The sequence below is a fragment of the Cupriavidus sp. 01L415 genome (assembly GCF_056400065.1).
In genome coordinates this window covers 1-21778 of sequence record NZ_JBFTSP010000016.1, presented here as the reverse complement: position 1 = coordinate 21778, position 21778 = coordinate 1, and the positions used below count along the sequence as shown (strand labels likewise).

At 65.0% G+C, this 21778-nt stretch carries 20 protein-coding genes and 3 pseudogenes; 12 read left to right on the top strand and 11 right to left on the bottom strand.

The features are described 5' to 3' along the window. Positions 1 to 31 precede the first annotated feature (31 nt). Positions 32 to 730 (bottom strand): dienelactone hydrolase family protein, encoded by a 699-nt coding sequence (locus tag AC1DOX_RS20670; RefSeq protein WP_441620269.1) that lies wholly within the window; start codon positions 728 to 730, stop codon positions 32 to 34. A gap of 299 nt (positions 731 to 1029) precedes the next feature. Between AC1DOX_RS20670 and AC1DOX_RS20665 the strand changes: the two genes are divergently transcribed. From AC1DOX_RS20665 to AC1DOX_RS20655, 3 genes are all read left to right on the top strand, one after another. Then, positions 1030 to 1851 (top strand): alpha/beta fold hydrolase, encoded by an 822-nt coding sequence (locus AC1DOX_RS20665; RefSeq protein ID WP_441620267.1) that lies wholly within the window; start codon positions 1030 to 1032, stop codon positions 1849 to 1851. A gap of 193 nt (positions 1852 to 2044) precedes the next feature. Further along, entirely contained in the window at positions 2045 to 3052 is a 1008-nt protein-coding gene (locus AC1DOX_RS20660) for a Bug family tripartite tricarboxylate transporter substrate binding protein (protein WP_092139603.1), read from the top strand. Between the two features lie 62 nt (positions 3053 to 3114). After that, positions 3115 to 4896, top strand: a complete 1782-nt coding sequence (locus AC1DOX_RS20655; RefSeq protein WP_441620265.1) for an IlvD/Edd family dehydratase — start codon at positions 3115 to 3117, stop codon at positions 4894 to 4896. A 10-nt stretch (positions 4897 to 4906) separates the two neighbouring features. Here the strand turns inward: AC1DOX_RS20655 and AC1DOX_RS20650 are convergent, their stop codons facing one another. After that, a complete protein-coding gene (locus AC1DOX_RS20650) occupies positions 4907 to 5833 on the bottom strand; it encodes a LysR family transcriptional regulator (RefSeq protein ID WP_441620263.1) in 927 nt (308 codons plus the stop codon). Between the two features lie 44 nt (positions 5834 to 5877). Between AC1DOX_RS20650 and AC1DOX_RS20645 the strand changes: the two genes are divergently transcribed. Then, on the top strand, positions 5878 to 6816 hold the full coding sequence (locus tag AC1DOX_RS20645; RefSeq protein WP_441620261.1) for a dihydrodipicolinate synthase family protein: 939 nt from the start codon (positions 5878 to 5880) through the stop codon (positions 6814 to 6816). 33 nt (positions 6817 to 6849) lie between these two features. Further along, the gene (locus AC1DOX_RS20640; RefSeq protein ID WP_441620259.1) at positions 6850 to 7578 is read left to right on the top strand and encodes a ribonuclease activity regulator RraA; all 729 of its coding nucleotides are present in this window, start codon (positions 6850 to 6852) and stop codon (positions 7576 to 7578) included. Between the two features lie 42 nt (positions 7579 to 7620). Here AC1DOX_RS20640 and AC1DOX_RS20635 read toward each other — a convergent pair whose 3' ends face one another. Then, positions 7621 to 7938 (bottom strand): hypothetical protein, encoded by a 318-nt coding sequence (locus tag AC1DOX_RS20635; RefSeq protein WP_441620257.1) that lies wholly within the window; start codon positions 7936 to 7938, stop codon positions 7621 to 7623. A 207-nt stretch (positions 7939 to 8145) separates the two neighbouring features. On the opposite strand from AC1DOX_RS20635, the gene AC1DOX_RS20630 reads away from it, so the two are divergent. The 4 genes from AC1DOX_RS20630 (at position 8146) to AC1DOX_RS20615 (ending at position 13077) form a co-directional block, all read left to right on the top strand. Further along, entirely contained in the window at positions 8146 to 11463 is a 3318-nt protein-coding gene (locus AC1DOX_RS20630) for an ATP-binding protein (RefSeq protein ID WP_441620255.1), read from the top strand. A gap of 154 nt (positions 11464 to 11617) precedes the next feature. Continuing rightward, on the top strand, positions 11618 to 11866 hold the full coding sequence (locus AC1DOX_RS20625) for a nickel-binding protein (protein WP_441620253.1): 249 nt from the start codon (positions 11618 to 11620) through the stop codon (positions 11864 to 11866). Positions 11867 to 12004: 138 nt separating this feature from the next. Continuing rightward, positions 12005 to 12415, top strand: a complete 411-nt coding sequence (locus AC1DOX_RS20620) for an FKBP-type peptidyl-prolyl cis-trans isomerase (RefSeq protein ID WP_092139617.1) — start codon at positions 12005 to 12007, stop codon at positions 12413 to 12415. A 356-nt stretch (positions 12416 to 12771) separates the two neighbouring features. Then, positions 12772 to 13077, top strand: a complete 306-nt coding sequence (locus AC1DOX_RS20615) for a hypothetical protein (protein WP_441620250.1) — start codon at positions 12772 to 12774, stop codon at positions 13075 to 13077. A gap of 599 nt (positions 13078 to 13676) precedes the next feature. On the opposite strand, the gene AC1DOX_RS20610 is transcribed toward AC1DOX_RS20615, so the two are convergent. Further along, the gene (locus tag AC1DOX_RS20610; protein ID WP_441620248.1) at positions 13677 to 13967 is read right to left on the bottom strand and encodes a hypothetical protein; all 291 of its coding nucleotides are present in this window, start codon (positions 13965 to 13967) and stop codon (positions 13677 to 13679) included. Between the two features lie 232 nt (positions 13968 to 14199). Here AC1DOX_RS20610 and AC1DOX_RS20605 point away from each other — a divergent pair. After that, positions 14200 to 14319 (top strand): annotated as a pseudogene (locus tag AC1DOX_RS20605) (short-chain dehydrogenase/reductase); the annotation flags it as partial. Positions 14320 to 14402: 83 nt separating this feature from the next. Here AC1DOX_RS20605 and AC1DOX_RS20600 read toward each other — a convergent pair. Then, complete coding sequence (locus AC1DOX_RS20600; protein ID WP_029050109.1) at positions 14403 to 14723, bottom strand: hypothetical protein; 321 nt, start codon at positions 14721 to 14723, stop codon at positions 14403 to 14405. Positions 14724 to 15181: 458 nt separating this feature from the next. Between AC1DOX_RS20600 and AC1DOX_RS20595 the strand changes: the two are divergent. Then, positions 15182 to 16083: pseudogene (locus AC1DOX_RS20595) on the top strand (gamma-glutamyl-gamma-aminobutyrate hydrolase family protein). Between the two features lie 50 nt (positions 16084 to 16133). Here AC1DOX_RS20595 and AC1DOX_RS20590 read toward each other — a convergent pair. Further along, positions 16134 to 16991, bottom strand: a complete 858-nt coding sequence (locus AC1DOX_RS20590) for a helix-turn-helix domain-containing protein (protein WP_441620246.1) — start codon at positions 16989 to 16991, stop codon at positions 16134 to 16136. A 115-nt stretch (positions 16992 to 17106) separates the two neighbouring features. On the opposite strand from AC1DOX_RS20590, the gene pdxR reads away from it, so the two are divergent. After that, on the top strand, positions 17107 to 18516 hold the full coding sequence (gene pdxR, locus AC1DOX_RS20585; RefSeq protein ID WP_441620244.1) for a MocR-like pyridoxine biosynthesis transcription factor PdxR: 1410 nt from the start codon (positions 17107 to 17109) through the stop codon (positions 18514 to 18516). 29 nt (positions 18517 to 18545) lie between these two features. On the opposite strand, the gene AC1DOX_RS20580 is transcribed toward pdxR, so the two are convergent. The 5 genes and pseudogenes from AC1DOX_RS20580 to AC1DOX_RS20560 form a co-directional block, all read right to left on the bottom strand. Beyond that, on the bottom strand, positions 18546 to 19052 hold the full coding sequence (locus AC1DOX_RS20580) for a YkgB family protein (RefSeq protein WP_441620242.1): 507 nt from the start codon (positions 19050 to 19052) through the stop codon (positions 18546 to 18548). A gap of 141 nt (positions 19053 to 19193) precedes the next feature. Continuing rightward, complete coding sequence (locus tag AC1DOX_RS20575; protein ID WP_441620240.1) at positions 19194 to 20150, bottom strand: AraC family transcriptional regulator; 957 nt, start codon at positions 20148 to 20150, stop codon at positions 19194 to 19196. Positions 20151 to 20319: 169 nt separating this feature from the next. Then, the gene (locus AC1DOX_RS20570; protein WP_441620238.1) at positions 20320 to 20769 is read right to left on the bottom strand and encodes a GNAT family N-acetyltransferase; all 450 of its coding nucleotides are present in this window, start codon (positions 20767 to 20769) and stop codon (positions 20320 to 20322) included. Between the two features lie 37 nt (positions 20770 to 20806). After that, positions 20807 to 21502 (bottom strand): glutathione S-transferase N-terminal domain-containing protein, encoded by a 696-nt coding sequence (locus AC1DOX_RS20565; RefSeq protein ID WP_441620236.1) that lies wholly within the window; start codon positions 21500 to 21502, stop codon positions 20807 to 20809. A gap of 149 nt (positions 21503 to 21651) precedes the next feature. Further along, a pseudogene (locus tag AC1DOX_RS20560) lies at positions 21652 to 21778 on the bottom strand (carboxymuconolactone decarboxylase family protein); the annotation flags it as partial.

Genomic DNA, 21778 nt, shown 5'->3' with positions numbered 1-21778 from the left:
CTGAGCCGACCTGACCGGAGCTGAGCTAACGTCAGCGCATGGCCTGAAACCACTTCAGCGTGCGCGCGTTGGCCTCCCTGGCCGCCGCATCCACGTAGTGCACGCCGTTGATGCGCGCAAACGCGTGCTGGCAGCCCGGGTAGGAATGAATCTCCACGTGCGGGCTGTCCTCCAGCGTCTCGATGATCGTCGCGCGGGCTTCCCTGGGTACGAACTCGTCTTCCTCGGCGATGTGCATCAGCAGCGGCTTCGAGATCGTTGGCGCCTCGTCGAGGTGCTTGTCGATGCCGACGCCGTAGTACGACACGGCGGCATCCGCGCCGGTGCGCGTGGCGGTCAGGAAGGCCAGCAGCCCGCCGAGGCAATAGCCCACCGTGCCGACGCCGCCGGTCACGCCCGGCTGCTGGCGGACCGCGGTGATCGTCGCGTCGATGTCGGCCACGCCCTTGTCGACGTCAAACGCACCATAGAGCGCCAGCGCCTTCTTCCATTCGGCCTCGGTCTGGTCGGTCAGCTCCACATTGGGTTCCTGCCGCCAGTACAGGTCCGGGCAGATCGCCACGAAGCCCTCGCGTGCAAAGTTGTCGCAGGTCTCGCGCATGTCGGCGTTGATGCCAAATATCTCCTGGATGACCACGATGGCCGTGCCGCGCGCATTGGCGGCCTCGGGCGTGGCGAGATAGGCGGCGAATTTGCCGTCCGGCACGGCGATGGTGATGCGCTGGCCCATGACAGATCTCCTGTTGGCGGAACCCGGTTGACGGCAAAGCGGACCAGATCAGCTTAGCAAACGGATCGCACCGCCGCCGCGTGAATTCTTGTGAAGCCTGCGCCTCACGCCTTGCCTTTGTCCGGCCGATGGCATTTCATGAATCGTTTGCCGGCGCGCCGCATGTGGCGGGCTTCATCCCTGTTTCATCCCGGTTTCAACGCAGTTCCCCTTGTGTCGCCGCAGCGCCTTCGCCATGCGCCGTGGCCGACCCGCACCAATCGTTCTTCCTCAATCTGCCCTCGCAAGGAGCACGCATCATGCCTTTCGCAATTGCCAAGGATGGCACCGACATCTATTTCAAGGACTGGGGCACCGGTCGCCCGATCGTGTTCTCGCATGGCTGGCCGCTCAGCGGCGACGCCTGGGACGCGCAGATGCTGTTCTTCGTGCAGCAGGGCTTTCGCGTGATCGCGCATGACCGCCGGGGCCACGGCCGCTCGGGCCAGCCGTCGGAGGGCAATGACATGGACACCTATGCCGACGACCTCGCCGCCGTGCTGGAGAAGCTCGACATCCAGGGCGCGGCATTGGTCGGCCACTCCACGGGCGGTGGCGAAGTGGCGCACTACATCGGGCGTCATGGCACGAAGCGCGTGGCCCAGGCCGTGCTGATTGGCGCCGTGCCGCCGCTGATGCTCAAGACCGCGACCAATCCGGGCGGCCTGCCGATCGACGTGTTCGATGGCATCCGCAAGGGGGTCGCGGGCAACCGCTCGCAGTTCTACAAGGACCTGGCCCTGCCGTTCTACGGCTTCAACCGGCCGGGCGCCACGCCCTCGCAGGGCACCATCGATGCGTTCTGGGCACAGGGCATGGCTGGCGGCATCAAGGGTCAGTACGAGTGCATCAGGCAGTTTTCGGAGGTGGACTACACCGAGGATCTGAAGAAAATCGACGTGCCGACCCTGATCCTCCACGGCGAGGACGACCAGATCGTGCCGATCGACAATGCCGGGCGGATGTCGGCAAAGATCGTCAAGGGCGCGGTGCTCAAGACCTATCCCGGGTTCTCGCACGGCATGTGCGAGGTCAATGCCGACGTGATCAATGCAGACCTGCTGGCATTCCTGAAGCAGTAAGCCGCGCGCCGTCTGCGCCGGCGTCCGGATGCGCTGGCGCAGACGATAAGAATTTTTTGGTTCATCCGTCTGAAAATCGCTTTTTTCTTCTTCCGGCTGGGGCCAGACTGTGGCCTGCAGCGCGTCCTCCGGCCCAGAGAGGCCGGCCCCCGGTTTTCCGCGCTGTCTACATAACAATGACACCGGAGACCCCATGACCCACCTCACCCGCGCGGCCCGTCGCCGCATGCTGCTGGCCGGAATGGCCGGCCTGGCCACGACCACGGCGCTTCGTGTCTCACCGGCTTTCGCCGCGTGGCCGGACAAGCCGATCCGGCTGGTGGTGCCGTACCCGCCGGGTGGCGCGACCGACGTGATCGGCCGCATCATCGCCACCAAGCTCAGTGAAGCGCTCGGCCAGCAGGTGGTCGTCGACAATCGCAGCGGCGCCGGCGGCAATATCGGCGCGGAGGTGGTCGCCAAGGCCGCACCGGACGGCTACACGCTGCTGATGGGCGCGCTGACGTCCCATTCGACGATGGCCACGCTGGAACGCGGCAAGCTGCGCTATGACCTCGTCAAGGACTTCGCGCCGGTGATGGTGGTAGGCTCGGTGCCACTCGTGGTCGTCGTGAATCCCAAGCTCCCCGTGCATACGCTGCAGGAACTGATCCAGTTTGGCCGCGCCAACCCCGGCAAGCTGAACTACGCGTCGTCGGGCGCCGGCGCGCCGCAGCGCATGGCTGCCGAAATCTTCCGCAAGGAGGCCGGTATCGACATGGTCCATGTGCCCTACAAGGGCAGCGGCCCCGCCATGACCGACCTCGTGGCCGGGCAGGTCAACATGATGGTGGAGACCGTGCCCGCCGCGCAGCCGTTCATCAAGGCCGGCCAGTTGCGCGCGCTGGCCGTGGCCGCGCCGAGGCGGATCTCGATGCTGCCGGACGTGCCGTCGGCCGTCGAGGCCGGCATGCCGGCGCTCGACGTCAGCTCCACGTTCGGCGTGCTGGCACCCGCGGGCACTCCCGCGCCGGTCGTCGAGCGCCTGAACGCGGCCATCGCCAGAATGCTGGAAGCGCCCGATGTGAAGGACCAGTTCCTGAAGCAGGGCGTCTACGCCCTGAGCCCGACCTCGCCCGACAAGGCTGCGGATCGCCTGCGGACCGAGGTCACCCGCTGGGAAAAGGTCATTACCGACGCCCAGATCAAATCCGATAGCTGACCGGCCGCTTCATCGCCGGGTTCAGCGCCAATCCACGCGCGACTTCATCGCCCATTCGAATCATGACCCAGACACCCAAGGACACGCCCCCCAAGGACTTGACCCCCGCATCGACCGACGCCGGCCAGCCCGGCGCGGGCGGCCTGCGCAAGGGCCTGACCAACTACGGCGACCTCGGCTTCTCGCTGTTCCTGCGCAAGGCGTTCATCAAGGGCTCCGGCTATACGGACAGCGCGCTCGATCGTCCCGTGATCGGCATTGCCGATACCGGCAGCGCCTATAACCCGTGCCACGGCAACATGCCCCAGCTGCTGGACGCCGTGAAGCGCGGCATCATGCTGGCGGGCGGGTTGCCGATGCCCTTCCCGACCATCTCGGTGCACGAGAGCTTTGCCGCGCCCACCAGCATGTACCTGCGCAACCTGATGTCGATGGACACGGAAGAGATGATCCGTGCCCAGCCGATGGATGCCGTGGTGCTGATCGGCGGTTGCGACAAGACCGTGCCGGCGCAGCTGATGGGCGCGGCCTCCGCCGGCGTGCCCGCGATCCAGCTGGTGACCGGGGCGATGCTGACGGGCTCGCATCGCAGCGAGCGCGTGGGCGCGTGCACGGACTGCCGCCGCTACTGGGGCAAGTTCCGTGCGGGCGAGATCGATGCCGAGGAAACCGCCGACGTCAACAACCAGCTGGTGGCCAGCGTGGGCACCTGCTCGGTGATGGGCACGGCCAGCACCATGGCCTGCCTGGCCGAGGCGATGGGCATGAGCCTGCCGGGCTCGGCCACGCCGCCGGCCGTGACCGCCGACCGCATCCGCATGGCCGAGCTGACCGGTGCGCGAGCGGTGGCGATGGCAAAGGAGCGTCTGACGATCGACCGCATCCTGACGCCGGCGGCGTTCGAGAACGCCATGCGCGTGCTGCTGGCCATCGGCGGGTCCACCAATGGCATCGTGCACCTGGCGGCCATCGCCGGACGCATGGGGCTGGATATCGACATGCAGGCGCTCGACCGCATGGGCCGCGAGACGCCCGTGCTGCTGGACCTGAAGCCGAGCGGCCAGCATTACATGGAGGATTTCCACAAGGCGGGCGGCATGGCCACGCTGCTGCGCGAGCTGAAGCCGCTGCTGCGTCTGGATGCGCTGACGGTCACGGGCCGCACGCTGGGCGAGGAAATCGAGGCGGCCGGTCCCGGCTTCAAGCAGGACGTGGTGCGCACGATCGCCGATCCGATCTACCCGCAGGGCGGCATCGCGGTGCTGGGCGGCAACCTCGCGCCGGGCGGCGCCATCATCAAGCAGTCCGCCGCCGATGCGAAGCTGATGGAGCACGAGGGCCGCGTGGTCGTGTTCGAGGACTCGCAGGACCTGGTCGATCGCATCGACACGGACGACCTCGATGTGCAGGCCGACGACATCCTGGTGTTGCGCAACATCGGCCCCAAGGGTGCGCCGGGCATGCCGGAGGCGGGCTACATCCCGATCCCGCGCAAGCTGGCGCGCGCGGGCGTGAAGGACATGGTGCGGATTTCCGATGGCCGCATGAGCGGCACCGCGTTCGGCACGGTGGTGCTGCATGTCACGCCGGAAGCGGCGGTGGGCGGCCCGCTGGCGCTGGTGCGTACCGGTGACCGCATCCGCCTGAGTGTCAGCCGGCGCGAACTGAGCCTGCTGGTGCCGGACGAGGAGCTCGCGCGGCGGCGCGCGGCGTCGCCGGTGGTCGAGCCCAGCGCACCGCGCGGCTACCTGAAGCTGTTCCTGCAGACGGTGACGCAGGCCGACCAGGGCGTGGATTTCGACTTCCTGCGCGCGCCCGAGACCCGTGGCAAGACGCCGGAATAGCGCCGTGGTCTCAGGCTTGCCGCGTCGCCTTGCGTCGCGTGCGCGGTGCCGCCGCCTCGGTGCGGGCGGTGCCGAACAGCGCGCGCGCCTCGGCCAGCAGCGCCTCGGCCAGCGAGGCGCGGGGGCCGTGCGTGGCCCAGATCAGGCCGACGCGCCGCACCGGAGCGCGGTCCGGCAGCGGCAGGCGGGCGATATCGAGCCGCCCGTCCCACATCGGCGCCCAGTCCGGCACCAGCGCCACGCCCAGGCCCTCGCTGACCAGCGCGGCGATGACCATCAGGCCGTCGACTTCCAGCCGCTGGTGCGGCCGCAGGTTGTGGTCGCGCAGGTAGCGGTCCGCCAGCTGGCCGCCGAGCACCGAGCGGTCGTAGCGGATGAACGGCTGGGTCGCCAGCAGCGCGTGCGGGTCCTGGCCGACCATCGACGCCGGCGCCACCACCACCAGCGGCTCGGCGATGAATTCTTCCCACTGGTAGCCCTTGGCCACGGCGAACTGCGGCTCGACGACGATGGCCGCGTCCAGCTCGCCGCGCACCAGGCTTTCGCACAGCTCGATGGAGCGGCCGGGTTTGACGAACAGGGTCACGTTGGGATGCTGGCGATAGAGCCGCCCCAGCAGCGGCGGCACGATGCTGCCCATGGCCGTGACGAACGAACCCAGCCGGAATTCGCCGAGCGACGCATCGCCGCTGGCCACCGTGTTCATGTCGCGGATGTCGCGAATGATCTGCCGGGCGCGGTCCAGGATGCGGATGCCGGCCTCGGTTGGCACCACGGATCGGCCCGCGCGCCGCACCAGCGGCACGCCAAGCTCTTCCTCGAGCGCATGCAGCCGGGCCGCGATTGCGGCCGGCGTCAGGTCCAGCCGGCGCGCCGCTTCCGCGAGCGAACCGACATCGACCACCGTAACGAAGCTTTGCAAGAATCGGACGTCCATCGTGGCATGCTAGCAAACTTGCCACTTCCCATGCAGGAGCCACCATGCCATTGACCGCTGACGCCCGCGGCGTCTTCCCGATTGCCCCCACCCCGTTCTTCGACGACGGCTCGATCGATACCGCATCGATCGACCGGCTGACCGACTTCTACGTCGCCTGCGGCGCCACCGGCATCACGGTGCTGGGCCAGCTCGGCGAAGCCCCCAAGCTGGAGCACGCCGAATCCGTGGATGTGGCCGCGCGCATGATCCGCCGCGCGGGGCAATTGCCGGTCGTGGTGGGGGTGTCGGCGCCCGGTTTTGCGGCGATGCGCGCGCTCACGCGCGAGGTCATGGACCGTGGCGCGGCCGGCGTGATGATCGCCCCGCCCAACACGCTGCGCACCGACGACCAGATCGTCGGCTACTACCGCCAGGCGGTGGAAGCCATCGGCGCCGACGTGCCATTCGTGATCCAGGACTATCCGCTCACGTTCTCCGTGCAGATGACGCCGGGGGTGATCCGCCGCATCGTGCAGGACCTGCCGTCGTGCGTGATGCTCAAGCATGAAGACTGGCCGGGGCTGGAGAAGATCTCCACGCTGCGGGGCTTCGAGACGGACGGATCGATGCGGCATATCTCGATCCTGTGCGGCAACAACGGCCTGTTCCTCGACTACGAGGTGGAACGCGGCGCCGATGGCGCCAACACGGGCTACTGCTTCCCGGACATGCTGTGCGATGTGGTGCGCCTGCACGCGGCGGGCCAGCGCGAGGCCGCCCATGACCTGTTCGATGTCCACCTGCCGCTGCTGCGCTACGAGCAACAGCCCGGCGCCGGGCTGGCCGTGCGCAAGTACGTGATGATGCGGCGCGGGCTGCTGACGTCCGCCGCGCAGCGCAAGCCAGCGGCGGCCATGTCGGCCACGGCGCGTGCCGAGGTCGATCACCTGCTGGCCCGACTGGCGCGCCATGATGCTCGCGCCGCCGCCGCGCTGGGCTGAGGCATTTCCCTTTCCTTCCGCTTGGATCGCACCATGACGACCGAACCGCTCGCAATCGACCCCGCCATCCGGGATGCCCTGCAATCCGTCTCCACGGCCACGCTGACCACGGTGCTGCTCAAGCACGGCCTGCGCAACGTCTGGCTGCGCGGCACGCAACCGCTGGCGCCGGGGCTGCCGCGCATCGTGGGGCGCGCGTTCACGCTGCGCTTTGTGCCGGCGCGCGAGGACCTGGCCACCCCAGCCTCGTGGGCGTCGCCGATTTCCACGCGCGCCGCCATCGAGGCCATGCCGGCAGGCTGCGTGGCGGTGGTGGGCGCGCTGGGCGTGACCGATGCCGGGATCTTCGGCGACATCCTCTGCGCGCGGATGCAGAAGCGCGGCGTGGCGGCGCTGGTGACGGATGGCGTGGTCCGCGATGTGGCGGGCGTGCTGCAAACCGGGCTGCCGGTCTGGTGCCAGGGCACGGCGGCGCCGCCGTCGGTGGCGGGGCTGACCTTCGTCGGCTGGCAGGAGCCGATCGACTGCGGCGGCGTGGCCGTCTTCCCCAACGACGTCATCGTGGTCGATCAGGATGGCGCCGTGCTGATTCCCGCCGCGATGCTCGCCGACGTGGTGGCCGCGTCGGTGGAGCAGGAGCGGCTGGAGGGCTGGATCATGGAAGAGGTCGGCCGGGGCACGCCGCTGCCCGGACTCTATCCGCCCAATGAGGAAAACAAGGCGCGCTACGCGGCGTGGCGGGCGGGCCAGGGTGTGTCCTGAGGGGGGCGAGGGCGCCTTGATGGCGCCATGAAGCCGCCCTGATCAGGCTGACGGATCGATGACCCGGTAGATCTCCCACCGCGCCGTCCCCGACACCACGAACGGCTCCAGCTCGCGCCCCCACTGGGCGTGCGCGGCGATCTTGCCCAGCTCGGCCCACGCGCGGTCGAGCTCGCTCAGATCGGCGACTTCCCACTCGTGAACCACCGTGGCTTCGCGCGCGCCGACGGAGCCGGTGAGAAGCCGGCCGCGCAGCAATCCCGCCTGTGGCGCGATGTCGCGCGCCCATGCCTGCAGGCGGCCGATGACCTCCTGCTTGTGCCCAAAACGGGCGTCGATCTGCCACCTGGCGATGAGCATGATGAGCCTCCTTTGTGGTCTGGAAGTGGGTGGGGCCATGTGCTACCTTGATCTCAGCACGCCGGCCTGCAGCGCCTGTGACATGCGTTGCGTTGTCGCTGCACGGCTTCACTATGCGTGGCCACCGTTGGCACCACCGTTGATACGGCCGTGCCGGACCGCCGGCCACGCAGCGACGGCGCGGCCATCGACCCAGGGAGGTGCGACATGGCAGCGAGCGAGGACATCGCACATACCGATGCCGGCCTCCTGCCTCCTTCCGTGCGCCTGCTGGGCGACTTGTCCGTCATGCGCAACGGCCAGCCGGTGCCGCTACCCGCCTCGCGGCGCACACGCGCGTTGCTCGGCTACCTCATCGCCACCGGCGCGCCGCAATCGCGCCAGGCCCTGTGCGACTTGCTCTGGGAAGGTCCCGACGATCCGCGCGCCGCGCTTCGCTGGAGCCTGACTAAGCTGCGTCCGGTGCTGGATGACGCGGCGGCCGTCCGGCTGGAAGCGGATCGCGAGCGCGTCGCGTTTGCCGCGCATGGTGCGCCCGTCGATATCGTGCAGCTCATGTCGCTGATTGCCGGCGGCGCGCAGACGGCATCGCTGGCGTCGCTCGAAGCTGCCGCCGCGCTGCTGCACGGCGAATTCCTGGCCGGACTGGACCTGGCCAACTGCTATCGCTTCTATCACTGGTGCGCGGCCGAGCGGGAACGCTACGACGCGGTGCGTCATGACGTGCTGACGACGCTGATCGCCCGTTTGCAGGACGATCCGGCGCGCGCCCTGCCGCACGGGCGCGCCTTGGTCGCGGCTGAGCCGCTGGCGGAGTCCGCCCACGCGACGCTGGTGACGTTGCTGGCGGCGGCGGACCGCTACCCCGACGCCGAGCAGCACTATGCGTATGCGCGGGACCTGCTGCGGCGCGAGCTGAGCGCCGCCGATCATGGTCCGCTGGACGACGCGATCCACCGGGCGCGCCGCGCGGTGCAGGCGGCCAGCCATCGCGCCGGCCCGGCACCGGCGCCTGCATCCGCGCCGCCTGCGGGCGAGCCTGCCGAGGCGCCCGGGCTGCCGCATCTGTCGCGGCCGCAGCCGATGCCGACATCGATTCCTTTATCGACACCCGCATCGACACCGACAGCCGCATCGCAGCAGCCGTCGCCATCGCCATCTCCATCGCTGCCGCCGCTTCCACCGCTTCCACCGCTCACCGGGCGCGAGGCGGAGCGTGCCGCGATTGCCCAACTGGCGGCGGGCGATTGCTCGCCAGGCCTGACCATGTTTGTCGGCGAGCCGGGCCTGGGCAAGACGCGGCTGCTCGACCATCTGGCCTCGCTGGCACATGCCGCTGGCCGGCGCGTGCTGCGCGGCCGCTGCTATGAGGCGGAAATGGTCCGTCCATACGGACTCTGGCTGGATGCGTGGCGAAGTGTTGGCAATGTGGACGGTGGCGGTGTCGGAGGTGTGGGCGGCGGCGAGGCCGCTGGTGGCGCCACCCTCGCGATGACACCGTTCGGCGCGGCCACGTCCGGCGACGAGGCCATCGACCATGAGGCGGGACGCGCCCGGCTGTTCCAGTCCGTTGCCGATGCCTTGCTGGCGCTGGCGCTGGCGGCGCGGCAGCCCGTGGTCCTGACGCTGGATGACCTGCAGTGGATCGACGAAGGATCGGCGGCACTGCTCCACTACCTCGTCCGCACGCTGCAGGGCGATCCACGCGTCGTGCTGGCGGGCGCGGCGCGTCCCGGGGAGATCGACGATAACCGCTGCGCCACGCGCATGCTGCATGCGCTCGCACGCGCGGGATTCATGATGCGATTCGACCTCGCACCGCTGTCAGCGGGGGAGATCTCCGCACTGCTGGCGTCGGCGGGCGCGACGCTCGATGCGCAGGCCGTGGCGCGCGAAAGTGGCGGCAACCCGCTCTTTGCGCTGGAGATCGCGCATGCCGCGGGGCAGGGCGGACAGGAGGGGCAAGGGAGTCAGGGCGGGCGGACGCTGGACGCGCTGGTGGCGGACCGGCTGGATGCGCTGGATGCTCCCGCGCGCGAGCTGCTGGTATGGGCGGCGGCCGTGGGCCGCGCGTTGGCGCCGGAATGGCTGGCCGGTCTGGCGAACATCGCCGAAGCGCAGGCGCTGGCCACGCTCGACCGCCTGACTCGGCGCGGCCTGTTGCGGACCGGGGCCGACGGGCTGGTGGACTTCAGTCACGATGTGGTGCGGCAAGCCGCGTACCGCAGCCTGTCGCCGCCGCGCCGGCGCATGATGCACCGTCTCATCGCGCGCCAGATGATCGCGGCCAGCGCGGACGATCCGCGTCTGCATGGTGAAGTGGTTCACCATGCCAGCCTGGCTGATGACGCGGCAATGACCGCGCAGGCCTGCGCCGATGCCGCCGAGCAATGCCTGCGCGTCTACGCCAACGGCGAGGCCGCTGCCGTGGCCGACCGGGGTCTGGCCACGTTGCCACGCCTGCCGGCAGGGGCCGCGCGGGTGCGGCTGGAGATCCGGCTGCTGCGCCTGCGGGTGATGGCCGCTGCCGGATGCGGCGCGAGCCGGCTGCCGGCGCTGGCCGACGCCATCGAACGTGCCATTGCGGATGCCGATGCCCTCGCGCTGCACGATGCCGCCGCCAGCGGCCTGCACATCCTGTCGTGGCTGCGCCAACAGGGCAACGATGTGGAAAGCGTGCGTCGTGCCACGCTGGCGGCGGAGCGCATGAGCCGCAAGGCGGACGCCGCCACGCGTTGCCAGCAACTGGCCAATACGGCGCGATGCCTGCTGGAAGTCGAAAGCGACCTGCCGCGTGCGCGCGCCATGCTTGGCGATGCCGACGCGCTGGCGCAGACGCTGGATTTGCAGGTAATCGAGCTGCTGTGGGGGCAAGGGCTGCTGGCCCGCGTCGATGGCGGCGCCGAACCGGCGCATGCGCAGGTGGCACGGGCTTGCGCGCTGGCGCAGGCGCGGGGCGATCACTGGCGCGAGTACGAGTGCCGCGTGTGGCTGGCGACCCTCTCGTTCGAGCTGGGACGCGACGAGGCCGTCATCGCCCTTGCCGCCGAGATTGGCGACGTGGCGCGGCGCATGGGGGAATCGGGCGCGCCGTTTGCCGATGCGCTGGGCGCGCTGTCGGCCATCCGGCGCACGCATGCAGCGGAGGACCCGCTGTCGGACAGCGCGCTGGCGACGGCGCTCGGCGCATTGCATGCCAGCGATGACAAGGCGCATCTGGCGTATGCGCTCAATGCGGCGGCGCAGCTAGCCATGGCCCGCGGCCAGTGGGACGTGGCCGCCGCGTGCGCGCACGATGCGCTGGCGGCCGCGCGCGTGGTGCGGCGCCTGACGGAGTCGGTCATCGCCACGGCCTGCCTGGCACAGTCCGCGGCGGCCAACGGCGATCGCGACGCCCACGCGCAATGGCTGGCCGAACTTCGCTGGCTGATCGCGGGCCAGCGGCCCGGCGCGCGCGCCGTCGCGGCGCTGGAACGGGCGCTGATGTCGTCGCTGCCGGCGCGGGCATCGAAGGGGGAGGGGTGATGGGCCAGGGCGCGGGTCGCTCCGAAGCGCTCCGACTTTTACCTGCTGTCGCGCGACGTGGAGGGCGCGGCACTTCGCTCCATTCCAACGCTCGTGCCAACGGGCCGTCGCTAGTCTGAAAGCGTTCTCACCTCAGTCCTAAAAGGAGTCAGCCATGTCACGCATCGTTGTGGAACGCAGCTTTGCCACGCCGCAGTCCGACGAGGACATGAAGGTCGTGGCCGATCGCGAGCGGCCGTGCCTCGCGCTGTACAACGTCACCTGGAGACGCAGCCTGATCGCGGCCGACCGCATGCGGATGGTGTGCGAGTACGAGGCGCCCGATGCCGAGACCGTCCGCAAGATCCAGCATGAGGCCGCGGCGGCGTTCGACCGCGTCTGGGTGGGCGACGTCGTCGAGTGAGCGGGCATGCCGCGCACGGCGGGCACGACGCGAATCCGCGAGGGAAAGTGGCGGAAGGGCGGGGCGTGACGTGTCGGGTACACTGCCGGCTGGCGTCTTCCAGGCGCCGCCCCAACGACTCCGACACGACAGATTCCCATGAAGAACCTCTCCCTGTTTCTCGCTGCCGTCGCGCTCGCTGCCTCCGGCGTTGCCAGTGCCGCCGCGCCCGCCCCGGAAACGCTGCCGTCCGGCGTGGTGGTCCAGCACCTGACCAAGGGCACGGGCGCATCGCCCAAGGCCTCGGACTCCGTCAAGGTGCACTATCGCGGCACGCTGACCGATGGTACCGAGTTCGACAGCTCGTACAAGCGCGGCCAGCCGATCTCGTTCCCGCTCAACCGCGTCATTCCGTGCTGGACGGAAGGCGTGCAGACCATGCAGGTGGGCGGCAAGGCCAAGCTGACCTGCCCGGCGGCCACGGCCTACGGCGCGCGCGGCGTGCCCGGCACGATCCCGCCGAACGCCACGCTAAACTTCGAAGTGGAATTGCTGGGCATCGGCAATTGAGCTGACTGCACGAACCCGGCAACATGCTGACGCGCTCCCTCGGGGGCGCGTTTTTTTGTGGCTGATCGCGGACTTCAGTTTCCGGGGAAGGCCGCCCGGATCGGCGAGCGTCGGACCGAGACCGGCCGTAAGCGGTCGCTCGCAGTCGGTTGGTGAACGTCTGCTGATGAACGACAATCCGCCATCCGGCGAAGCCGGATATGGCTACGACTATCCAATAAAATCGTTGGTTTTGGCTTTGTCTGGATCGTATCTGCGCAATTGATAAGCAATTCTAGTTGCCCCCCAGGCACGGCCATGCATGCCGCGCTTATTTGGTATCGTATACGCCGCCACCCGGTCAAATTGGAACCCATATGAAACTGAGGTCCGCTGGGGTTTTCGTCCTTCTTGGGACTTCTCTTGTCGCTCGAGCTGAAAGCGCGCCTTATCCCGAAGAGGTAAAAGCCTTCATTGTTGAGCGCGACACATGTGACCACTTTCGCGGCGAGCCTTTCGAAGGAGACAGTCCGGATCAGATTGAGAGGAGAAGCTTCATTGCAGACAGCCTCGATATTTACTGTGCCGGTACAGATAAGCGCCTCGCTGCGCTCAAAATACGGTATAAAAACAATCGATCTATCCTAAAGCAACTTAATAAGTACGAGGAGCGTGTTGAATAGAGATATGGCTCATTCAACTGCCGTGGTAATGCTCTCGGATCTAGCGTTAGTTCTGGAAGACACATGAGCCTTCGCAGGAGCGAACACGAATCATCGACCGCGACCAGCTTCCCGTCCGCCGGAAAAATTGGGATTTACAACTCCAGCTCCGGTGCATGCCTTGTTTTTACAACATATCGAAAGGTGTGAACGACCGCTTCGACACAATATTCAGTCTTCTGCTCCGTAGCGACTGAAGGCCCAGAAGGGTCGGGCAGAGCCGGTCGCTGCGGCCATCTGCATGGCCAGAACCTGGCCAGAGAGTTACGCATCCCACTTCGCGAGTGGCCTCGATCTTGCGGCCCAATTACACGGCGCACTGAACTGGGATGAATTGGTCTACCACGCGAGCGATTTGATGGCGCTCGCCGGGTAAGAGCCCAAACGGCCGCGCCTAGCAGCCGGCGTCACGATCACGTTCAGGACAGAATTCACCGATCGCGATAGCCAAAAAGAAAACAGCCGACCAATCAGTCGGCTGTTTTCTTGAGAAGCCGCTGAAGGCTTGCGGAAGGTTTGGCTCGAACGACTACCCTTCCGCCCGCCTCGCTGACGCCGCCTTACTGCTTCGTGGCGGTGGGGGTCGTCGCGACCTTCTCAGCCGCGACGGGGGTGGCCTTCGCTTCGGCCGGAGCAGCAGCCTTCGCCGTGCTCACCTTGGTGGCCTTGGCGTGCGCGGTGGCGTGCTTATGGGTAGCGGTCTTGGCGGAAGCCTTCACAGCGGGAGCCGGAGCGGCTTGCGCAACCGCAGCGGCCGGTGCCGGGGCAGCAGCGGGAGCCGGGGCAACGCCTTGGGCGAAAGCGGCGCCGGTGATGGCGAGGGAGGCGACAGCGGCGAACAGCTTCTTCATGATGAATCCTTCTTTGAGGTTAGAGGCACAGCAAGTTGCCGTGCTTACCCGTGAAAACGACCCACGTTGATTTGGCGTTGACGATGAGGTTGTGACAAACCGTAAGCAATGTTTCTGCAGAACCCATCGCCGTTATGTCTGCCTCGGCCCGAGAATTCACCAAAGGGGGGCGGGGCGTCTCGTCGTTCAGTTCGAAGCGCAAAGAGATGGGTCCCCGCGAGATGCCGAGCAGCCATTGCGCCTGCCGCTTGGCACCGACACGCTAAAGGCGATCGCCGAAAAGAATGCGTACGTGACGACGGAAACGCAGACGTGGAAGCTGCTGTCGGAATCGACTGATTTCCCGGCTTGAAGACTATCAGCCGTTATTGATTTGATGAAGCAAAAGAAACAGCGCCGCTGCTAAAACAACGGCGCTGTTTAGGCGTGATGGAATCAGGCCGCGATGGCTGCGCCAGTCGGTGCAATGCCAAGCTTCATCCGTGCGAATTCATTCTCGGAATCGGAGCCGGCCAGTACGTAGTTGCGCTCGACGAGCATGCGGGTCATGTACTGCTTGTTGTAGAGGAACGACATGACGATATTCCAGCCGCCGAACGTCACCAGGCCGAACAGCAAGTGCAATGCGGCCGTACCGAGTTCGCCGCGGATGAGCGGTACCCAAAAACCGAAAAACAGATAAGTCCAGCTGTACCCGTAGTAGCCCTTCTTAAGCATTCCGCTTGCCGGATGCTTGAGCATAATCTTGGTGGCCATGATTTCCCCTGACAAAAAGTTGTTTACGTTTGTTTGCAAGCGACCTGTGCAATCCCCGTTCACGTGCACAGATGCCGATGTGCCTTATAGCACGTGGCCTGCAGGGTCATGGATTCCCAATGAGAGGGGTATGGATTTCCTTATTTATTCCGCACGTGACTGGTTTCCCGTCCTCCGGAAAAATTGCGATTCACAGTTCTAGCTCGGGGACAGCCTTGTTTTCACAACTTGCCGAAGGGCGCGAACGATCGCTTCGGCTCGATATTCAGTCCTCTGCACCGTAGTGACCGAAGGCAGGGAAGGGTCGGCCAGCGGCTCGGCGGTAGGGAGCCGACCGTGACCGGCCAGCTTGCGACATTGCCTGTTTGGTCGACGAACGTGTGCCGTCAAGTGTCAGTGCGCGTCCGTTAGCGCCACTTCATCGCATCGGGCTCCGGCTGGCATTTTCTTCTTCAATCATGTTTTTCATGAGTGTGCTGCCAAATAGCGCTCAGGCGTTCAAGCCGGCGACACCTTCGCATACCATCGGCTGCCAGCACATCATGCACAAGCGAAGCCCCGCCATGACGTCCCCACCCAGCCTTCCGTGTCACACCAACCTGCCTCTCGTCGGAATTGTCTGCGACCGTTTTTTTGTCGGTGAACACGATCAACATGGCGTCAAGGAAAGCTATCGCCGTGCATTGAGCGATGTAGCGGGCGTTGCGCCGGTTTTCCTTCCAGCGACCAGCGCGATTTCCGATGTCACGCCCTATCTCAGAGTCATGTCCGGTCTGCTGTTCCCAGGTGGCGCTTCCAACGTAGCTCCGGCTCTCTACGGAGGCGAAGAGCCAGCGGGGCTTCCGCTCGATCCCGCGCGCGACCATGTCGCCGTGCAACTGATTCGCGGCGCTGTGTCGCAGGGCCTTCCGATGCTCGCGATCGGCCGTGGCTTCCAGGAGATGAATGTCGCCTTCGGCGGCACACTGCATCCCGATATCTATGCGGCCGGTTACAACGAGCACCATCGGGAAAACCTGTCGGAGCCGATCGATCTGCGCTACCGCTACAAACACAGAGTTTCCCTTGCGCCGGACGGCCGGCTCCATGACTGGCTACGGGCCGACGTAGCACTCGTGAATCGCTACATATGCAGGGTATTCGTACCCTGGGCGAAGGCTTGGCGGCGGAAGCTATGCATGCTGACGGATTGATCGAGGCTATCCGTGGCGTGGATGCCGACTTCGTCATCGGCGTTCAGTGGCATCCGGAAGTCAGCGCGAGCACAGATCGTCTCTCGCAATCGCTATTCATGCGCTTTGGCGATGCATGCCGCCGGTACGTGCCAAGCCGGGGAATCGTGGAAAGGACATCGCCATGAACGACACCAGCTACCCCGTCACAGACCACTCGGCAGCTTCGTCATGCGACTCACGAGCGCTCGCGACGGATGCGTGCCGGCGTGTTGCCGACGATGCGGCGAAAGCACGTGGTCATATGCGCCCGGTCGGCGAAGCCGCAGTCGTGTGCGATCTTGATCAGCGGCGCGCTGGTTTCCAACAACAATCGCGTGGCACGGGTGACGCGTTGCTGCATGATGAAGCGCAGCGGCGCCTCACCGGTGGACGTACGAAACGCGCGCATGAAATGCGGGAGACTGACTTCGGCCATGGCAGCTAACTCCGTGATGGCGATGTTGTCGCCAAGGTGGTCTTCGATGTAATCGAGGATACGGCGTAGCCGGAAAGGCGCGAGTCCTCCCTTGCAGGCCAGCAGCGGCGCAGTGGTGCCGAGCCTGGCAAGCTCCACGGCGAGCATGCCGACCAGGCTCTCGCAGTAGAGCCGCTGGCCGATGCGCGGCGTGACGCATGCCAGCGCAAGCCGGTCGGCCATGGCCCAGATCGGTTTGTTCTCGAACATGAGGCGCGAGTGGAAATGGTCCGCGCCGCTGGCAGTGCCGCAGGCCTCACCCAGCAGCGCATCGTCGAAATGGATCGCCACACAGCGGAAACTGCGAATGAATGGGGTATAGCCGTACGCCTCGCCGCCGCGTTCGATCAGGCTGAGATGGTCACTGCCGCGATAGCTATCGGCAAGTGGTTTGGACGGCTTGTAGCGTGCCTCGATACGGCCGCCGGTTTCACGCAGGGCCGCCCGCAGGCTAACGCTTTGGGATCCGATCGGGCGAGCCACATCCTGCAGTTCGCCATATTCGATGACTTCCACTTCCGTGTTTGCCCAGATGCCGGTAGTGCGGCTCTGATGCACGTTGGTGACGATACGTACCACTTTCAGTCTCCTACCAGATCATGGTTCGGCCGCTCCGTCTTGACCGGCGCAGTTTGAACCTTCGATGGAACAAACATAAGAACCACGATTCCCCATTTTTGTGTGTACTAAGAATATGGACTCGCAGCTGCAGATTCACCTCGACCGGACAGCGAAGCTGCCGCTGTCAGAACAAATTCGTATGAGTATTGCCAGGGCAATAGAGTCTGGCCTGCTCGCACCTGGCACCCGACTGCCCTCATGGCAGGACCTGGCTGCGCACCTTGGCGTGGCGCGCGGCACAGTGCAGGCGGCGTATGAACGCTTATCCGACTCCCAGATAATCGAGACATTCGGAGCAAGGGGCACCCGCGTGGCGCCGCGGCCCCGCGCGGCGGCGGCTCAACCAGAAGCGCCGCAGCCCGGAGCTTTTATGAGAACTTATCTGGAGATGAACGCTGGGCCCGCGATCTTTCAGCTCGGCATTCCGGCGCTGAAAGGGCTGCCGGACAGGTTTTTCGCGCGTGCGCGCTCTTCCAATTTATTGAAGACGGGATCCTTCTCGTCACTGGTCTATCCCGATCCCAGAGGGGAGCTCGAACTACGCCGAGAGATTGCAGGCTATCTCTCAATCTCCAGAAACCTTCACTGCTTCCCAGAGCAGGTGTTTATCACTTCGGGATACAGCTCCGGCTTAGGTCTTGCACTGCGAGTGTTAGGTTTGGACGGTAAGAAGGTTTGGATGGAAGAGCCCGGTTTCATTGTTACCCGGAAGGCGCTAGAGCTCGCTCGCTTGAGTATCGTTCTGGTGCCTGTGGACGCCGAAGGCCTCAACGTAGGCTACGGAATCGAGAACGCCGCAGACGCTGCGTTAGCCGTCGTGACGCCCGGTCAACAAGCTCCCTTGGGCTCGACCCTGTCTTTGAGGCGACGGCTTCAGCTGCTTGAATGGGCCGTCTCGAGCGACGCGTGGATCATCGAAGATGACTACCTCGGCGAGCTACAACTCGAAGGCAGGGCGGCCCCCGCTTTGGCGTCCTTGGACGAGGGAAAACGGGTTATCCACATAGGTACTTTCAGCAAAACCATGAGCCCGGGGCTGCGACTCGGATTTGTTGTGGCGCCGGCCGAACTAACCACTCCTTTCTCCGAAGTAGCTGCAACGCTTGCGCCCGCGCCTTCACCAGTAGTTCAACTCGCCACGGCTCAATTCATGCGTGATGGCCACTACATCCGGCGCGTCCGTCGGCTCAAGCGTCTATATTCCGCGCAGCGTGACGCACTATGCGAGCAGCTGCGAATGCGCAACACGGAATGGATCAAGGCCGGTCTGGCAATTCTCCTCAGGCTCCCCGACGGCGCGCCCGACGTGCAGATCGCTCGGGAAGCGATGAACTTTGGCATGGCGCCATCGCCGTTATCTGCGTGGTTCGCGACTCCATCCTGGGCCTTACCTGGTCTCTTGCTCGGGGTTGCGACAGCGCCTGAACCGCACCTCGCTACATCATGCTGTCGTCTGTTCGAGATCATCGACCGATATTGCTAGCGTGGTGTCAGTGGCGTCGCACGTTCACCTCATGACTTCTGAGCGTCGGCCCGCGAGCCATGGACGGACGCCAGAAGGAGAGAAAGCGATGCAGCTAGAAGAACAAGATCCTTAAGAAGGAACTGACCAGGCATAGCTGAAATGGCCGGAAATCCTCCCGCCGTCGCTTCTGCCACGCCGGGGGTGCTCAAGAAGAAGGTGAGCGTGATCAGATAGGTCGCAGACGACATCGCCGCTCCCAATGCAGAGAAAATGGGCTGCAACGCGCCGAGAATCAGAGCCGCTGCGGTCGACAGCTCAAGTGCACCTATAACGTAACTTGCTCCCTGAACTCCGAATAGGGTGTGCAACCAGCTCATGATGGGGCTGTTGGCGATGAACGGAGCGATGCCGTTGGCTTCGTAAGCGGTGAATTTCATTCCACCGAACCAAAGAAAGATGACGACCAGCGCCCATCTGAGCGGTGCCAGAAGAGAGAGCGATCCAGCGCTCTTTTCAGCGATCTGTAGACGAAACTGATTTGCACGAGCGGTCATTGGGGTTTCCCATTCAAGTTGTTCACCGGGTGGTTAGGAGCCTCCACTGTAGGCCTACCCGATACCGATTTCGAGGCTGCATTTGCTCAAAAGAATGCCCAAAAGGATCAAAAAAAAGAGGCGGTCCGAAAGCGAAGCGAATTACTCGCCATCACGCGCCAGGCGGCGCCATTGCCCCGGCGTCATCCCCATCTTGTCGGTGAACACACGCCGGAATGCCGATACGGATCGATACCCGACTGAGTCGGCCACCGCCTCAGTGGTCATTGCCGGCTTCTTCAGCTCGTTGGCTGCGAGGCTCATCCGGATATCGGTCAGCAGTTCGTTGGCCGAGCGCCCCAGATTGGCCTGAAAGTGCCGCATGAAGGTGGCGCGTGACATGCTGCACAAGTCGGCCAGATCAGACAGGTTCCAGGGCCGCGCCGGATCGGCGAACATGGCTGAAATGGCCGGGGCCAGTCGTGGATGGCCGGCAAGCGCCAGCAAGCCTGCTGGAGCCTGTTCGGATTCGCTCGCCGCGCGTAGTACCAGTGTGAACAGCGCGAAGCTAAGCGCGTTGAGCATGGCGAATCCGCCCGGCTTGTCGCCGGTGGACTCCATGCGCATCAGCCCCATGAGACTGGCCAGGTGGTTCGAAGCGGACACGATGCCCTCTTCACTACGGCCGTCCATGGCCCGCACCACGAGAGTCGTGGGTAGATAATCGCGAATTAGCCGATCATGGGGCGGCTCGATGAAAAATCGCCCGCACAACATGTCCAGATGCTCGCCCTGGCCATCATTCTCGCTGAGCATCCATCCTGCAGAACCCTGACGATTGTGCGTAAGACCCGGCGCATGTCCGCTGCCATCGTGTAGTACGTGCGCCGCGCCGTCAGGCAACAGCACGATATCTCCGCCCACCAGCTCCCTGGTCGTCCCCGTCTCGGGATCCTCGATAATGGCCCGGCCCTTGAGCACGACGTGGTAGGGAATCTCGTGCGGCGCGGACTGATCCCAGGCCACACGCCATGGCGCCCCGTAGACGCAGCGGACCTCCAGCTGGCCAGTGAGGTTGATCATTTGCAGGAGATGGCTGAGCCAGTCGACTTGGGACATAGGACCTCGATAACTTGAAACGCTAAGGCAGTCTTACTGCAATTGCACACCGGTTGTACGCACCGCAAGACCCCAGTACACGAGCCGATCGGACACGTTGCGAACCGGCCAGGCTGGGAGGATAGTGATGCGCTGAACGAGTCCTGAGGACGGTACTGGTATCAGCGGGTTAGTCCAATAGCTTTCGGTACTGGATGAAACCCGAGTGATCAGCGATGCGGTCGTAAAGCTGCATGCCGTTATGGTTGGATTCGTGTGTCAGCCAGTGCACACGGGACGCCCCGCGACGTCTCGCTTCCGCATAGACATGCTCGATCAGCGAGCGACCGATGCCGCCGCCACGCGCATTGTCAGCAACAAACAGGTCCTGAAGATAGCAGTAGTCGCCCGTCGTCCACGTAGATCGATGGTAGATCGAATGCACCAGCCCCAATGCTTGTTCTCCCACCATGGCAAGCGCTGCATGCATCGGTTCGCCTGGGTCCAAGAAGCGCCTCCAGGTATTGAGCGTCACGGACTCGGGGATATCCACTTCGTAGAATCGCTGATAGCCTTTCCATAGCGGAAGCCAAATATCAAAATCGGAGTGATCAATGGCCTTGATCTCGACTGATTGCATGGAATACTCCTGAAATAAGAGATCTCCTGGTTTCTGGCTAGGCCGCCGTCACTTCGAGCCCGCGCTGAACCGCCAGACGCGCGAGGCCGCGATCGAGCCACGTCTGCACATGACGAAAGCGATCGAAGCCAACAATCTCGCGCGCTTCGTAAAAGCCGATCAGGTTACGCACCCAGCCAAGCAGCGAAATATCGGCGATGCTATATTCAGCGCCCATCACCCAGTCGCGGCCCGCGAGCCGTTTGTCGAGGACACCGAGCAGCCGCGCTGATTCGGTTGCGTAGCGGTCGCGCGGGCGCTTGTCCTCATAGGCTTTGCCGGCGAATTTGTTGAAGAAGCCAACCTGGCCGAACATCGGTCCGACACCGCCCATCTGCCACATCAGCCACTGGATCGTTTCGTAGCGCGTGCCAGGATCGGTGGAGAGGAACTGCCCCGTCTTGTCGGCGAGATAGATCAGGATCGCTCCCGATTCAAACAAGGCCAGCGGCCGTCCGGCCGGCCCGTCAGGATCGTAGATCGCAGGAATCTTGCCATTGGGGTTGAGCGCGAGGAAGGCCGGATCGTGGTTCTCATTCGCCATGATGTCGATGCGGTGCGACTCATAGGCGAGGCCTGTCTCTTCCAGCATGATGCCGATCTTCACGCCGTTGGGCGTCGGTAAGGAAAAGAGCTGGAGCCGGTCGGGGTACTGCACCGGCCAGCGCGTGAAAATTGGATGATTGAGCGTCACCTTTTGCCTCCTGGGCTTGTCGGGTCATACGCAAAGCCCGGACGCGTTTCCAAGACGCTTTCCTGGGTGCCTCCGGGCTTTGGCATTGCGCTCGCATCAGATGACACCTTCCAGGACCCTCGGCGAGGGTCGATGCGAGCGGATAGAGTTCAGATCGATCCAGCCGGCGTGACGGCGGGAAAGTCCTTCTCGGGATCGAACACGTTATTGAAGAAGTTCGTCAGGGAGTACATGGCCACCAGCGCTACGATCTCCATGACGTTCGCATCTGTGTAG

Coding starts and splice junctions, on each gene's coding strand:
- pdxR (WP_441620244.1), top strand. CDS start 17,107: ATGGACTCGCAGCTGCAGATTCACCTCGACCGGACAGCGAAGCTGCCG.
- AC1DOX_RS20650 (WP_441620263.1), bottom strand. CDS start 5,833: ATGGACGTCCGATTCTTGCAAAGCTTCGTTACGGTGGTCGATGTCGGT.
- AC1DOX_RS20640 (WP_441620259.1), top strand. CDS start 6,850: ATGACGACCGAACCGCTCGCAATCGACCCCGCCATCCGGGATGCCCTG.
- AC1DOX_RS20635 (WP_441620257.1), bottom strand. CDS start 7,938: ATGCTCATCGCCAGGTGGCAGATCGACGCCCGTTTTGGGCACAAGCAG.
- AC1DOX_RS20660 (WP_092139603.1), top strand. CDS start 2,045: ATGACCCACCTCACCCGCGCGGCCCGTCGCCGCATGCTGCTGGCCGGA.
- AC1DOX_RS20665 (WP_441620267.1), top strand. CDS start 1,030: ATGCCTTTCGCAATTGCCAAGGATGGCACCGACATCTATTTCAAGGAC.
- AC1DOX_RS20620 (WP_092139617.1), top strand. CDS start 12,005: ATGAAGAACCTCTCCCTGTTTCTCGCTGCCGTCGCGCTCGCTGCCTCC.
- AC1DOX_RS20570 (WP_441620238.1), bottom strand. CDS start 20,769: ATGCAATCAGTCGAGATCAAGGCCATTGATCACTCCGATTTTGATATT.
- AC1DOX_RS20655 (WP_441620265.1), top strand. CDS start 3,115: ATGACCCAGACACCCAAGGACACGCCCCCCAAGGACTTGACCCCCGCA.
- AC1DOX_RS20615 (WP_441620250.1), top strand. CDS start 12,772: ATGAAACTGAGGTCCGCTGGGGTTTTCGTCCTTCTTGGGACTTCTCTT.
- AC1DOX_RS20600 (WP_029050109.1), bottom strand. CDS start 14,723: ATGGCCACCAAGATTATGCTCAAGCATCCGGCAAGCGGAATGCTTAAG.
- AC1DOX_RS20645 (WP_441620261.1), top strand. CDS start 5,878: ATGCCATTGACCGCTGACGCCCGCGGCGTCTTCCCGATTGCCCCCACC.
- AC1DOX_RS20630 (WP_441620255.1), top strand. CDS start 8,146: ATGGCAGCGAGCGAGGACATCGCACATACCGATGCCGGCCTCCTGCCT.
- AC1DOX_RS20610 (WP_441620248.1), bottom strand. CDS start 13,967: ATGAAGAAGCTGTTCGCCGCTGTCGCCTCCCTCGCCATCACCGGCGCC.
- AC1DOX_RS20670 (WP_441620269.1), bottom strand. CDS start 730: ATGGGCCAGCGCATCACCATCGCCGTGCCGGACGGCAAATTCGCCGCC.
- AC1DOX_RS20625 (WP_441620253.1), top strand. CDS start 11,618: ATGTCACGCATCGTTGTGGAACGCAGCTTTGCCACGCCGCAGTCCGAC.
- AC1DOX_RS20575 (WP_441620240.1), bottom strand. CDS start 20,150: ATGTCCCAAGTCGACTGGCTCAGCCATCTCCTGCAAATGATCAACCTC.
- AC1DOX_RS20580 (WP_441620242.1), bottom strand. CDS start 19,052: ATGACCGCTCGTGCAAATCAGTTTCGTCTACAGATCGCTGAAAAGAGC.